This is a genomic window from Acidovorax sp. GW101-3H11 (assembly GCF_001633105.1).
Lineage (GTDB): Bacteria > Pseudomonadota > Gammaproteobacteria > Burkholderiales > Burkholderiaceae_C > Acidovorax.
The window spans coordinates 109,179-121,988 of sequence record NZ_LUKZ01000025.1; the positions used below are offsets into that span (position 1 = coordinate 109,179).

Consider the following 12,810-nt stretch of genomic DNA (forward strand, 5'->3'; position numbering starts at 1 on the left):
CGCCTCTGGCGGCTGCACCGAGCGGTCGCACCTCAGGGGGTTACCTCTTACTCGTCTTGCGGATCTCTTTTTCGTCCTGCCATTCGATCGTGCCTTCCTGCACATCAAACAGCTTCAGCGTGAACTTGTAGTACACGTCCTTGGTGTTGTTGTTCTGCTTGACGATGCTGGTCAGCTCGCCTTCCATGCTGTACTTGGCGGCGGTCATCTGGCCGACCTTGGCGGTGGTGCCCTGCTTGTACAGGCCGCTCTGGTTCTGGCGCTGCAGCTCGTCCACACCGGCCTGCATTTCGTTGATGGAGCGCACAAAGCGCACCTTGCCCGACTTGACCAGCGAGGTCTGGATCGAGTTCATCACGTTGGTGGTGTCGATGTACTCGCTGGTCTTGTTCTTCACGGTGGAGATCGTCACCGTGGGGCGGCCCTGGAAGATGCCGGTTTCGAGCAGGCCGCCGGTCATCTTCTCGGCAATCATCTGCAGGTCGGTGGAACCGAACTCGTTGGTCACCAGCTCGACGGCCTTCGCATCGCCGTAGTTGACCTGGCGGTCAAAACGCACGGTGGGGGACGACAGGTTCTGGCAGGCCGAGAGGGCCAGGGTGCTGGCCGCAAAGGCCAGGATCAGCGCGCTGCGCTGGATGGGGTTCTTGGTGGTCATGGTTTCTTACTCCTCACTCAATCTTGGGGTCGGGCACCGGCGCTCAGCGCGGCTCCACATTCATCTCAAGGCGCAGATCGACAGCCGCAGACGTGGGCGCCACGCTCTTGACGGTCTGCTGGCCCAGGCCCAGCACACTCATCTGCTTCCACGATTCGCCATCGCCCACCTGGTTGCCCACGTTGTCCAGCCACTTGAAGCGGTAGAACACGGTGCGGTCGGTGCGGCCCATGTTGGCCATGTCGGCCTGCACGACGAGGATGTCGTTCTTGCGCACGATGCGCATCTCGCGCACGGCGATGCTGTTGGCTTCGCCACGCAGGGCGACCTTGGAGGCCACGGCCAGCGGGGTGGCCGGGTCGTGCAGCTGGGCGCTGGCGTTGGTGGCCAGGGCGATCAGGCCCGCGCACAGCACGGTGGGGATCGCGGCGGGGACAAAACGGTTTCTCATGCCGAAGGCTCCTTGAATGGGGTCGGTAACAGGGGTCAGTTCTTGGCGGCCGCTGCGGGCTGGGCTGCCGTGGGCTTGACGGTGGACGCGGGCACGGGGCGGGTGCGGTTGTTGTTGGTGGTGCGCACTGGGGCAGCGGGCGCCGCCGCTGCGGCGGGGGCAGGCTGGGGCGCCGCAGCCACGGTGGGCAGCTGGCCCAGCATGGCCACGTCGCCGGTCAGCACGCTGTTGTCGTACATGCGCAGGGGCACCAGGGCATACTGGCCGTCGATCTTGATGGGCTGGGGCAGCTGGCGGCCATTCACGCTCACCAGGTGTTCGCCGGGTGGCAGGTAGCCACGGGCCACATACACGCGGCCGGGCAGCATGCGCCACATGCGGTCGTCGGCCTGCTCGGTGGCCACCGAGGCGGCCGCGCCGATGATGCCGCCGATCAGGCCACCACGCTTTTGCAGCTCGTTCTGCAGCACGCCCTTGGCCACGGCGCGGGTGAAGCCACGCAGCACCATGCCGGGCATTTCATCCTTGAGCGCGCGGCGGGCCATCACGTTCACGTCCACCACTTTTTCGAGCTTGAGGTCGGTGCCCGCAGCAGAAATGGTGGTCAGCAACGCGTCCTTGGACGGCTCGATCACAGGGTAGGAGATGCTGGCGGTGACCAGGCCCCGGCCCGTGGGCACGGGGATGGTGAAGGCCTTGGGCTTGCGTGCGGGGGCGTCACCAGCTTCGACGATGAAGAGCACATCGGTCATGCGCTGGCGGCGCTTCCAGGTGAAACCGGTGCGGTTGTCCAGGCCACGCAGGCCTTCTTCCAGCACGGCCGTTTCGGGCTTGAGTTCGATGGCCTTGCGGTAGCCGGGCGCGGCCAGGCCGGGCTCGTTGAGCATTTCGTAGAGGAAGCCCGCCAGGTAGTGGCTCAGGGCATTGGAGTAGCCGTTCTTGAGCGCCAGCACCTCGGGGTCGTTGAGCGTCTCGACGGGGTAGCCGTTCAGCTCCTTGCCGCCGGACGATGCGCCCTTGGACTTGGCTTCCTCCTCGGCCGCCAGGGTTTCCTTGGCGCGGAACTCGGCAATGATGGCTTCGCGTTCGTGCGTGCGCTTGATGTCCACGCGGGCATTTTCAAAGTCGCCCACGGCCATGCGGTTGAGCGCCAGGCGCGTGGTCACCCACACCTTTTCGTAGTCCTGGCCTTCATAGACTTTGAGGCGTTCGCTGATCAGCGCAGCGCCCACGGTGCCCATGAGCTTGCTGGGGTTGGTCTTGGCGGTTTCTTCCCATTCCTTGACCTTGTTGTCGGCCAGCAGGAAGGCGTTGGTGCTGTCGGGGTAGCGGCGGTCCATGCGCAGCAGCTCGCCGCGTTCCATGTTGTAGAGCAGCGCGGTTTTTTCTTCTTCGGTCTTGGCCGTGCTTTCCAGCTGGGCGATGGCAGCAGGAATGCCGCCGCTGCGCCCGGCCGTCTGCATGTCGGTGGCCAGCTTGTCGTGGCTCTGCATGGTGGCGCAGCCGGTCAGGGCAGCGCTCAGCGTCAGCACCCACAGCAGGCGGGGGCGGAAACGGGATGGGTGGGCGGTCATGGATGCTCCTTGCAGATCGGTCGGTTGTTCACCAGAAACACCCCGCGCTTCCCACGCGCAACCGCGCGACAGCCCCGCCAAAGGGAGGGTGCTGTGCATACGGCGTGCGTGGTGGAAGTCTGGTCAAGGCGGGTGCTAGCAGCCCGTGCGCCCCCTCCCGGCGCGGTTACGTGCTGTGTGCGCCCCCTCTGGCTGTGAGTTTCTTGGTTGTTGTGTATGGGGTTGTAGCCAGCCGCGCAATGTAGCAAAAGCTTGTATCTTTTCTGTAACCGTTCGGGGCCTGCGGTACAGGCTGACACACAAAGCAGGGCGCGCTGCATGTCATGCCTCCACGCGGTTCAGCGGCATGCGGTACAGCCACACCACGCGCCCGCCCGGCGCGCGCAGCTGGGCGCTGGGCAGCACACCGGGCACGGCAAACTCCAGGCTCACCAGCCAGGCGCCTGGGGCCAGCTCGGCCTGGGCCTTGGCGGCGGCGCGGGCCATGCTCTCGGGCCGCTGGAACAGATAGACCATGCGGTAGGGGCTCCAGTCGGCCTTCCACATGTCGGCGCGCCGCACCTGGGCCCAGGGGCACAGCGCAGCGCACGCCAGGCGCAAGGGCCAGCTCCACTCTAGCCCTTCGAGCTGGGCCGCAGGGTAGGCATGGCGCAGGGCCTTGAGGCCGTCGCCCAGGCCACAGCCCGCATCGAGCACGCGCGCGCCCAGCGGCAGCGGTGCCTGCACGGCCAGTGCCTGCAGCGCATGGCGCGGGGTGGGGAACAGCGGCGCATCGCGCCAGGCATTGAGCGGGTACACCAGCAGCAGCAGCGCCAGCGGCACCAGCCACGCCCAGGTGGGCAGGCTGGCCGCGCCCAGCAGCGCCAGCGACAGCGGGAATCCCGTCGCAATCAACCCCCGCCGCCACCAGCTGCCGCCCAGCACACTGGCGGCCGTGCCCAGCAGGCAGGCGGCCAGCAAGGCGCCCACGGGCGGCACGGCAGCGCGCTGCAGCGCCACAAAAACCAGCCACGCACCCGCCCACGCCATCAGCGCGGGCAAGGGCCAGGGCATGCGCAGGGCCAGCATGGGGTGTCTTCTCTCTCGGCTCAGCGACCGAACAGGCCACGCAGCAGGTTGACGGGGTTCACCACCTCGCCGGGGGTGCCCGCATCCGACGGTGCGCCGCCCGAGGGCTGGCCACTGCTGCCCATGCCACTCGAATAGGCCCCACCACCGGCACCAGCGCCTGCCGGAGCGGCGGGGCCCATGCCCCCGCGCTGCCCCAGAATCTCCTCGCCCAGCATGGCCATGGTGTGCGACTTCACACGCACGCGCACCGACCATTCGGGCTCCCACGCGGCCTTGGGGTCGGCCGGGCGCGGGGGGTGCACGATGTGGCTTTCGCCGCCGTAGGCCATCATGCGCAGCATGGGCGTGGCATCGCGCCCACCGCCCGCAAAGATGCCCTGGGGAATGGCGCACTGCGTGGTCTCGGGCTGCAGCAGCACGCGCTCCTTGAGCCAGCGGTCGATGGTGGCGGGCGAGAGGTAGTCGAACAGGCCCATGCCCGTGTCCGGCGTTTCGGCGCTGGACCACATGATCAGGTCGTCCCCGCTCTGCGACATGGCATGCAGGTAGTAGGCGCGCGCATTGCGCACCGGCTGCCAGCTGGTGCCCATGCTGTCCTGCGGCTTGCCGGTGGTGCGCAGGTCGATGGCGGGCATCAAATCTTGCGCGGCACCCAGCGTGAACTTCATGGACGCAGGCACGCCGTCGCCACGCACCTGGTGCTCGCCCACCACCGAGCTGTCCCGCGACAGGCTCACCTGGTTGCGTTCGTTGGGGTACAGCGCATAGGCCGGGCCCACGCGCGGGCCCCGGTCGGGCACGGCGCGGCCTGCAAAGGCCTGGGCGTAGTCGGAGGGCTTGGCCCGCGCCAGATCGATCACGCGGGGCTGGCCCGCACGCACCGCGCTGCCGCAGCCCCAGTACAGCAGGATGCGGCCCTTGGGCTGGTGCTGCTGGTATTCCTGCGGCACCTCGCCCGGCTCGGTCTGGGTGGGCTGCGCGCGGGGTGGGATCAGCGGCAGGGATTCGCCCATGCGCATGCCGGGCGGGATGGCCTGGCTGGCCTCCACGCCGGGGCGCAGGCTGTTGTGCAGAGCGAGGTCGATGACACGCGGCGGCATGACGGACATGGCGCGGGCATGGCCATAGGCGGTGTTGCCGCTGCCCGCCCTGCCCTGCGCACCGCCGCCCATACCGCCCATGAGGCCACCGAGCATGCCGCCGCCGCCGGGCAGGCTGTCCATCTCGGGCATGCCCGCCATGGTGCCGGTGGACAGGTCCATCCACAGCTGGACCTTGGGGGGTTTGGTGTTCTGGGCCTGGGCGCCCAGGCTGGCGATGCACAGGCCGGCGGCCAGGCAGGCGGGGGGCAGGACAAAGCGCAAAGAGGTCATGGTGGTCTGTTCCGGGAGATACAGGAATCACCCGGCAAACCATCGTGGGCCGCAGCGCAGCGTCAGATCGCTGCCTGCCAAGGCCTTGCGGTCAACCCGGGTGTGTTGAACGCAGCGCAGTGTAGGCCCCGCACAGACGCATTTTGCCTGCGCAAGTTACGGCTGGAAACCGCTTGTGTGCGCTATTTCACGCATCTGGCGGCGGGCAAGGGGTACAGGCGATGCCCCCCTCTACGTATTGCACGTACCGTGAGCCCGGCACGGCTCCAGCTCGGACGCCAAACAAGGACCGCCACGCCGCGAGGGGATATCACCCCTGGGGAAAGCACTGCGGAAGATTGATGACGGCTCTTGGTTAGCCGTCGTTGCGCTTGGCGGATGCCTCGGTGGAAGACGCCAGCCGCACGTCCAGCTGGCTCCAAGGGATGTCACAGAGCTTCTCTGGCTGTGGCCACTTCTCTGGCCCGACCGCGAGATCGACGGGTGCGCCGACTTCGAGCGGTGCACCGGAACCTTGGCTACTGAGAACGACGCCGCTGTTCGGAGCCCTGATAACAACAAGCTGCGTTTGCGGCCGATAGGCACTTTGCAGAGGGTCCTGGTCATCGATGCCCAGAGTCTGGCTCTCGTAGTCGTAGACCGTGAAAACTTCGTCCTCGTTCGTGCGCAAGAAGTACATGAGGCCGCCATGCTCCGGCTCTTGGAAGCGCCTGGCTTCTGTGAAGACGTATCGTTCTTCGCTGACCAGCGCATCCGCGAGATCTTGTCGCAGCAGTGGCCGATAGTCAGGCAAGGTACGCACCCATTTGACGCTCGACCTGACCGCTAGGACAGCGCAGGCGGGTGTGGCCAGGGCCATGACCCATAACGTTGCGGTACTGCGCAACCCGAGGTGGACATCCCATACCTTGCTTGCGAGCCAACCAAGCAAGAGCCAAACGACAACAAGCGTCAGCAGGCTGGTTGCCCACAGAACAAACGCGTTTTCAGTTCCTTGCTTCAGTCGGGCTGCTGCGGTGGGTGCACTCGAAAACAGCTTGCCGATGGCCGCTTGCTCCTCGGGTGTGGCGGGACGTTGATGCCCATGCGGCGCGTCCGAAGCACTAACTTCCTTCACGATGCACCCCAGTGTGTTCCCGGAAAGGTTTTGAACAGGTTCAGAGCGCTACCCGACGGAATAGTCAGCCGCGCAGGCGGTCGATCAACCCGTTCAGCGCCTCCAGCGACCCAAACTGGATCGCCAGCTCGCCCATATCCTCCACCCGGCCATGGCGCTTGACGCGCTTTTTGACGCGCACCTCGACCTCGGCCATGAGCAGGTCCGAGAGTTCTTCTTCCACGCGCTTCAGGTCGCGCGACTTTTCCTTTTTGGGCTTTTGCGGCACCAGGCTGAACTCGGCGCTGAGCTTTTTCACCAGCGCCTCGGCCTCGCGCACCGACAGCGTCTTGGCCGCGATCTGGTTGCCCGCCGTGATCTGCGCGGCGCGGTCCAGCGCCAGCAGCGCGCGCGCATGGCCCATGTCGATGTCGCCCGCCATCAGCATGGTCTGCACGGGCTCGGCCAGGTTCAACAGGCGCAGCAGGTTGCTGGCGGCGCTGCGCGAGCGGCCCACGGCCTGCGCGGCCAGCTCGTGCGTGAGGCCAAATTCGCGCACCAGGCGCTGCAGGCCCTGGGCTTCTTCCAGCGGGTTCAGGTCTTCGCGCTGGATGTTCTCGATGAGCGCCATCGCCGCCGCCGACTCGTTGGGCACGTCGCGCACCAGCACTGGCACCTCGGCCAGGCCCGCCAGGCGCGAGGCCCGAAAGCGCCGCTCGCCCGCGATGATTTCGTACTTGCCTGCGTGCTCGCCATCGACCAGGCGCCGCACCAGGATGGGCTGCATGATGCCCTGGGCCTTGATGGACTCGGCCAGCTCGTACAGCGCGCCTTCGTCCATGCGCGTGCGCGGCTGGTAGACACCGGGCACCAGTTCGCTCAGCGGCAGGCTGCTGGGCAGGCCTGCCTCGGCGGCCTGGGCCTGCTCCACTTTGTCTTCGACCTTGGGGCCCAGCAGGGCTTCCAGGCCTCGGCCGAGGCCCTTGGGTTTTTTGGTGACCATGCGGTGTCTTCTTCTCGAAAAGGAATAGGGAGAGGGAAATCTTCAGCGGTCGATGATGACCAGCGTGCCGTGGCTGCCAGGCGCCACGGCGTGGGGCACGCCTGCGGGCACGATGAACACCTCGCCCGCGTGCACCTCGGTGACCTGGCCTTGCAGGTCCAGGCGCATGCAGCCGTCCAGCACCAGCAGGGCTTCGTCAAAGTCGTGCGATTCGTCGGGGTAGGCCGCGTCGTCCATGCGCAGCACCTTGAGATTGGCGCCTGCCGCCCGGCCCACCACCGTGGAGTTCCAGGCGCGGGGCAGTTGGTCGGCGATGGCGGTGAGAGCGATTTTGGACATGGATGCGAAACGGTACAGGGGGTTTTCAACGCGGCGCACGGCCCATGGCACGGCGCTTTTTTCGGCTGCGCCACAGGCGCAGCCACACACCGAACGCCACTGTGAGCAGCACCAGGGCCAGCATGAACTGCCCCAGCGCGCCCACCACCACCGCGCTGCTGGGCAGCAGCCAGGCCAGCACCACCTGCAAGGCGTCGCCAAGCCAGTAGAAGTCAGCCGTGACCCGCCGAGGTGGAGGGACAGCATCGCCCGCCGTCACTGGCGGACGCTTGCGCCAGAAGGCCCAGCGGCTCATGCCGGGGTGGCGAGCTGCATCAGCCAGCCCCGCCCCTCTTCCCAGTCGCCCAGCCCGGATTCGGCATTGATGTGGCCACGATCGCCATAGTCCACAAACCGCGCACCCCAGGCCTGCGCCAACCCTTCGGCGCGCTCGAAGCTGCAGTACGGGTCGTTGCGGCTGCCCACCAGCACGGCCGGGAACGGCAGGGGCTGACGCGCAATGGGCGCCCAGCCGTGGATCTGCGCGGCCAGGTCGGGCCGCTCCACATCGCCCGGCGCCACCAGCAGCGCGCCGCGCACCTTGGCCGCGTGGCGGGTGTGTGCCGCCCACCAGGCGGTAAGGATGCAGCCCAGGCTGTGCGCCGCCAGCACCACGGGGCCCTCGGCATCGGCCACGGTTTCTTCCAGGCGCGCAGACCAGTCGCCGCGCAGCGGGCGCATCCAGTCGTGCTGCTCCACGCGCTGGTCGCCGTGCGCGGTCTCCCAGCGGCTTTGCCAGTGCTCGGGGCCGGAGTTCTGCCAGCCGGGCAGCAGCAGGATGTTGGCGGGCTTCATTACTATCAATTCAATAGCTACTCGCGCTTATCCATCAGGCGGAAGCAGGCATTTTGGCCATGGAAGAGGCCGCAGCGGGCATGTTCTTCACGCGCGCGACCATCTCCTCGGCAAACTCGACGAAAGCCTGGCTGCCCTTGGCGGCTGGGTCGAACACCACGCCCGGCAGCCCGTAGCTGGGCGCCTCGGCCAGGCGCACGTTGCGCGGGATCACGCTGTTGAACACCTTGTCGCCAAAGTGGCCCTTGAGCTGGTCGCTCACCTGCTGCTGCAGCGTGATGCGCGGGTCGAACATCACGCGCAGCAGGCCGATGATCTGCAGATCGGCATTCAGGTTGGCATGCACCTGCTTGATGGTGTTCACCAGATCGGTCAGCCCCTCGAGCGCGAAGTATTCGCACTGCATGGGCACGATCACGCCGTGGGCGCTGCACAGGCCGTTGAGGGTGAGCATGCTCAAGGACGGCGGGCAGTCGATGAGCACAAAGTCGAAGTCAGCATCCGCCTCGGCCAGCGCGGCTTTCAGGCGTTTTTCGCGGTGCTCCAGCGTCACCAGCTCCACCTCGGCGCCCGCCAGTTCGCGGTTGGCGCCCAGCACCCAGTAGCCACATTTGTCGGCCAGCACGGCCGCCTCTTTCACCGAGGCGGATTCGAGCAGCACGTCGTACACCGTGAGGTCCAAGCTGCGCTTGTCCACGCCCGAGCCCATGGTGGCGTTGCCCTGTGGGTCCAGGTCCACCATCAGCACGCGCTGGCCGATCTTGGCCAGGCCGGCAGCGAGGTTGACGGTGGTGGTGGTCTTGCCCACCCCACCCTTTTGATTGGCAACGCAAAAGATCTTGGCCATGTGGGTGCTGCAGTTCGTGTGGTGTTATTTGGAGATGGCCAGCTTGATGCCAAAGCCGATCAGGAAGACGCCCGCGACCTTTTCCAGCACGCGGCCGATGCGCGGGTTGGCGCGCATGCGCTCGGCCAGGTGGTGCGTGAGCAGCACGGCGATCAGGCCATAGAGAAACGTCAATGCCGCCACCGTGGCAGCCATCACGCCAAAGGTCAGCATGCCCTGGTGGCGCGCAGGATCGACGAACAGCGGGAAGAACGCCATGTAGAACACGATGGCCTTGGGGTTGAGCAAGGTGATGAGTCCGGCCTGCTTGAAGTAGTGGCGCGGCTCGATGTTCAGGATGGGCTGGGCGCCCGGCTTGGCCGTGACCATCTTGAAGCCCAGCCACGCGAGGTAGGCCGCGCCCAGCCACTGCACCGCGTGGAAGGCTGTGGGGTAGGTGGCGAGCAGCGCCGCCACACCGGCCACCGCCGCCCACATCAACACCTGGTCGCCCGCAATCACGCCCATGGTGGCGGCCATGCCGCCGCGCACACCGCCCTTGCTGGTGGAGGTGATGAGTGCCAGATTGCCCGGGCCTGGAATGAGCAGGAACAACACGATGGCGGCGACGAAGGCGCCGTAGTCTGCGATGCCGAACATGGTTTCTCCCGGTAGGCTGGGGGTGGGGGCAGGAAAGGCCGCCCCGAAGTGAGGAACCGAGTTTACGCGACCACCCTGCCCCAGTCGCCGAAAAGTCGGCGCCAGGTGGTCAGCTCGGTCAGGCGGGCTTCATCCAGACGATGCAGCGCTCGGCATCCAGACCGGGCACGGTGAGCTGTTCCACGTGAAACACCGCCACATCCGCAGGCAGTGCGGCGATTTCGTCCTCGGGGTGTTTGCCTTTCATAGCCAGCCACACACCGTGGGGCGCGGCCAGTGCGCTGCGCGACCAGGTGACAAAGTCCGGCAACGAGGCAAACGCGCGGCAGCTGATGAGGTCAAACGGTGTGCTCAGCGTCTCGACCCGCGCATGCACGCCATGCAGGTTGCGCAGCTTGAGCGCCACCGCCGCCTGCTGGATGAACGCGGCCTTCTTACCCACGGTGTCCACACAGCTCACATCCACATCCGGGCAGCAAATGGCAAACACCACGCCCGGCAAGCCGCCGCCCGATCCCACATCCAGCAGCTTCACCGCCGCCACCCCGCCCTGCTGCAGGCCCGCCACATGCCGCCGCAGCGGCGCCACGGCGGCCAGGCTGTCCAGCAGGTGGTGCGTCATCATCTCCTGCGGGTCACGCACGGCGGTCAGGTTGTAGACCTTGTTCCACTTCTGCAGCAGCGCCAGGAAGTCCATCAACAGCCCGACCTGCGCATCGCTCAGGCCCAGCGCCAGGGCCTCCGCCCCGGCTTGCAATTGCTGGCGCAGGCTGTCGTTGTTGCTGTTCACCGCCATCGTCATGCCGCCACTTCGCCTTCTGCCTTGGCAGGCGTAGCCGGGACCACGGCGAACTCCTTGAACCCGCCCTTCTTCAAATGCACCATCAGCAGCGAGATCGACGCGGGCGTGATGCCCGTGATGCGCGAGGCATGGCCCAGGGTCTCGGGCCGGTGGCGGCTGAGCACCTGGCGCGCCTCGATGCTCAGGGCCGTGACCTGCATGTAGTCCAGGTCGGGCGGCAGACGCAGCTTCTCGAAGTGTGCGGCACGTTCTACCTCGCCCTTCTGGCGGTCGATGTAACCCGCGTACTTGACGGCAATCTCCACCTGCTCCACCACCGGCTCGCTCAGGTCGCCGAGGGTTTCACGTGAAACATCGGCGGATGCGTACTTGCCGCCGTCCATCGACATCAGGTTGGCGTAGCCCACATCCGGGCGGCGCAGCAGCTCGAACAGGTTGTATTCGTGCTCGATGCTCTTGCCTAGCACGCGCTCGGATTCGGCCGCAGGCAGGTTGCGCGGGTTCACCCAGGTGGCCTTGAGGCGCTCTGTTTCACGTGAAACCGCATCGCGTTTGCGGCTGAAAGCATCCCAGCGCGCATCGTCCACCAGACCCATCTGGCGCCCCACTTCGGTCAGGCGCATGTCCGCGTTGTCCTCCCGCAGCTGCAGGCGGAACTCGGCCCGGCTGGTGAACATGCGGTAGGGCTCGGTCACGCCCTTGGTGATCAGATCGTCCACCAGCACACCCAGGTAAGCCTCGTCGCGGCCGGGCAGCCAGGGTGCGTCGCCCCTGCACTGCAGCGCGGCGTTGATGCCAGCGAACAGGCCCTGGGCCGCCGCCTCTTCATAGCCCGTGGTGCCATTGATCTGCCCGGCGAAGAACAGGCCCTGGATCTGGCGCGTCTCGAAGCTGCTCTTGAGCGAGCGGGGGTCGAAGTAGTCGTACTCGATGGCGTAGCCGGGGCGCAGGATGTGCGCGTTCTCCAGCCCCGGCATGCTGCGCACCAGGTCGTACTGGATGTCGAACGGCAGGCTGGTGCTGATGCCGTTGGGGTAGAACTCGTGCGTGGTCAGCCCTTCGGGCTCCAGAAAGATCTGGTGGCTGTCCTTGTCCGCAAAGCGGTTGATCTTGTCTTCCACACTCGGGCAGTAGCGTGGGCCCACGCCCTCGATCTTGCCGGTGAACATGGGGCTGCGGTCAAAGCCGCTGCGGATGATCTCGTGCGTGCGCTCGTTGGTGTGGGTGATCCAGCAGGGCACCTGCTGCGGGTGCATCTGCGCATTGCCCATGAAGCTGAACACGGGCACCGTGCCCTCGTTCACGCCGCCGGGCATGCCGTCGCCGGGCTGCTCGGTGCACTTGCTGAAGTCAATGCTGCGCCCATCGATGCGCGGGGGCGTGCCGGTCTTCAGGCGTCCTTGCGGCAGCTTCAGCTCCTTGAGGCGTGCCGACAGCGACACCGCCGGCGGGTCCCCTGCCCGGCCAGCCGCGTAGTTGTTCAGACCCACATGGATCTTGCCGTCCAGGAAGGTGCCCGCCGTCAGCACCACGGTGCGCGAGCGGAAGCGGATGCCCACCTGCGTCACCGCGCCCACCACCCGGTCGCCCTCCACCATCAGGTCGTCCACCGCCTGCTGGAACAACCAGAGGTTGGGCTGGTTCTCCAGCATGCGGCGGATGGCGGCCTTGTACAAAATGCGGTCGGCCTGCGCCCGCGTGGCCCGCACCGCAGGGCCCTTGGAGCTGTTCAGGATACGGAACTGGATGCCGCCCTCGTCCGTGGCCAGCGCCATCGCACCGCCCAGCGCATCCACCTCTTTCACCAAGTGGCCCTTGCCGATGCCGCCGATGCTGGGGTTGCAGCTCATCTGCCCCAGCGTCTCGATGTTGTGGGTCAGCAGCAGCGTTTTACTGCCCATGCGCGCAGCGGCCAGCGCGGCCTCGGTGCCTGCATGGCCACCGCCGACAACGATCACATCAAATTCCTGGGGATACAACATGGGGAACACTCCGGGGCCTGGCGGGCCCGATAATCAAAACACCCGGTGCACGCGGGCACCCTGTCAAAGGCGCCGCATACCGGCCCTGCTGGTGGTGGGCGCACTTGGCGCCCCAGCAGGCAACCCGCGATTTTCCCACTT

14 protein-coding genes are annotated in these 12,810 nt (G+C 66.7%); all 14 read right to left on the reverse strand.

The genetic code is table 11. The features are described from left to right. Nucleotides 1-40: 40 nt before the first annotated feature. Nucleotides 41-658: a penicillin-binding protein activator LpoB gene (gene lpoB / locus A1D30_RS18635; protein WP_063462218.1), complete on the reverse strand. Its 618-nt coding sequence runs from the start codon at nucleotides 656-658 to the stop codon at nucleotides 41-43. 43 nt (nucleotides 659-701) lie between these two features. After that, on the reverse strand, nucleotides 702-1,109 hold the full coding sequence (locus A1D30_RS18640; RefSeq protein WP_063462219.1) for a YcfL family protein: 408 nt from the start codon (nucleotides 1,107-1,109) through the stop codon (nucleotides 702-704). A gap of 35 nt (nucleotides 1,110-1,144) precedes the next feature. Next, complete coding sequence (locus tag A1D30_RS18645) at nucleotides 1,145-2,683, reverse strand: hypothetical protein (RefSeq protein ID WP_063462220.1); 1,539 nt, start codon at nucleotides 2,681-2,683, stop codon at nucleotides 1,145-1,147. A 321-nt stretch (nucleotides 2,684-3,004) separates the two neighbouring features. Further along, a complete protein-coding gene (locus A1D30_RS18650; RefSeq protein ID WP_063462221.1) occupies nucleotides 3,005-3,751 on the reverse strand; it encodes a hypothetical protein in 747 nt (248 codons plus the stop codon). A 20-nt stretch (nucleotides 3,752-3,771) separates the two neighbouring features. Beyond that, entirely contained in the window at nucleotides 3,772-5,127 is a 1,356-nt protein-coding gene (locus tag A1D30_RS18655; protein ID WP_063462222.1) for a hypothetical protein, read from the reverse strand. 355 nt (nucleotides 5,128-5,482) lie between these two features. Beyond that, entirely contained in the window at nucleotides 5,483-6,244 is a 762-nt protein-coding gene (locus tag A1D30_RS18660; RefSeq protein WP_063462223.1) for a hypothetical protein, read from the reverse strand. Between the two features lie 64 nt (nucleotides 6,245-6,308). Further along, entirely contained in the window at nucleotides 6,309-7,226 is a 918-nt protein-coding gene (locus tag A1D30_RS18665) for a ParB/RepB/Spo0J family partition protein (RefSeq protein WP_063462224.1), read from the reverse strand. Between the two features lie 42 nt (nucleotides 7,227-7,268). Further along, nucleotides 7,269-7,565, reverse strand: a complete 297-nt coding sequence (locus A1D30_RS18670; protein ID WP_063462281.1) for a cupin domain-containing protein — start codon at nucleotides 7,563-7,565, stop codon at nucleotides 7,269-7,271. Between the two features lie 25 nt (nucleotides 7,566-7,590). Further along, nucleotides 7,591-7,860, reverse strand: coding sequence for a hypothetical protein (locus A1D30_RS18675; RefSeq protein WP_063462225.1), 270 nt, complete (start codon nucleotides 7,858-7,860; stop codon nucleotides 7,591-7,593). Further along, the gene (locus tag A1D30_RS18680) at nucleotides 7,857-8,399 is read right to left on the reverse strand and encodes an alpha/beta hydrolase (protein ID WP_063462226.1); all 543 of its coding nucleotides are present in this window, start codon (nucleotides 8,397-8,399) and stop codon (nucleotides 7,857-7,859) included. The genes A1D30_RS18675 and A1D30_RS18680 overlap by 4 nt, the downstream gene beginning before the upstream one ends. 34 nt (nucleotides 8,400-8,433) lie before the next feature. Further along, complete coding sequence (locus A1D30_RS18685) at nucleotides 8,434-9,246, reverse strand: AAA family ATPase (protein WP_063462227.1); 813 nt, start codon at nucleotides 9,244-9,246, stop codon at nucleotides 8,434-8,436. Nucleotides 9,247-9,270: 24 nt separating this feature from the next. Further along, nucleotides 9,271-9,885: a LysE family transporter gene (locus A1D30_RS18690; protein WP_063462228.1), complete on the reverse strand. Its 615-nt coding sequence runs from the start codon at nucleotides 9,883-9,885 to the stop codon at nucleotides 9,271-9,273. A 118-nt stretch (nucleotides 9,886-10,003) separates the two neighbouring features. Continuing rightward, entirely contained in the window at nucleotides 10,004-10,687 is a 684-nt protein-coding gene (gene rsmG / locus A1D30_RS18695) for a 16S rRNA (guanine(527)-N(7))-methyltransferase RsmG (protein WP_109790987.1), read from the reverse strand. Next, on the reverse strand, nucleotides 10,684-12,669 hold the full coding sequence (mnmG, locus tag A1D30_RS18700) for a tRNA uridine-5-carboxymethylaminomethyl(34) synthesis enzyme MnmG (RefSeq protein WP_063462230.1): 1,986 nt from the start codon (nucleotides 12,667-12,669) through the stop codon (nucleotides 10,684-10,686). The genes rsmG and mnmG overlap by 4 nt, the downstream gene beginning before the upstream one ends. Nucleotides 12,670-12,810: the final 141 nt, after the last annotated feature.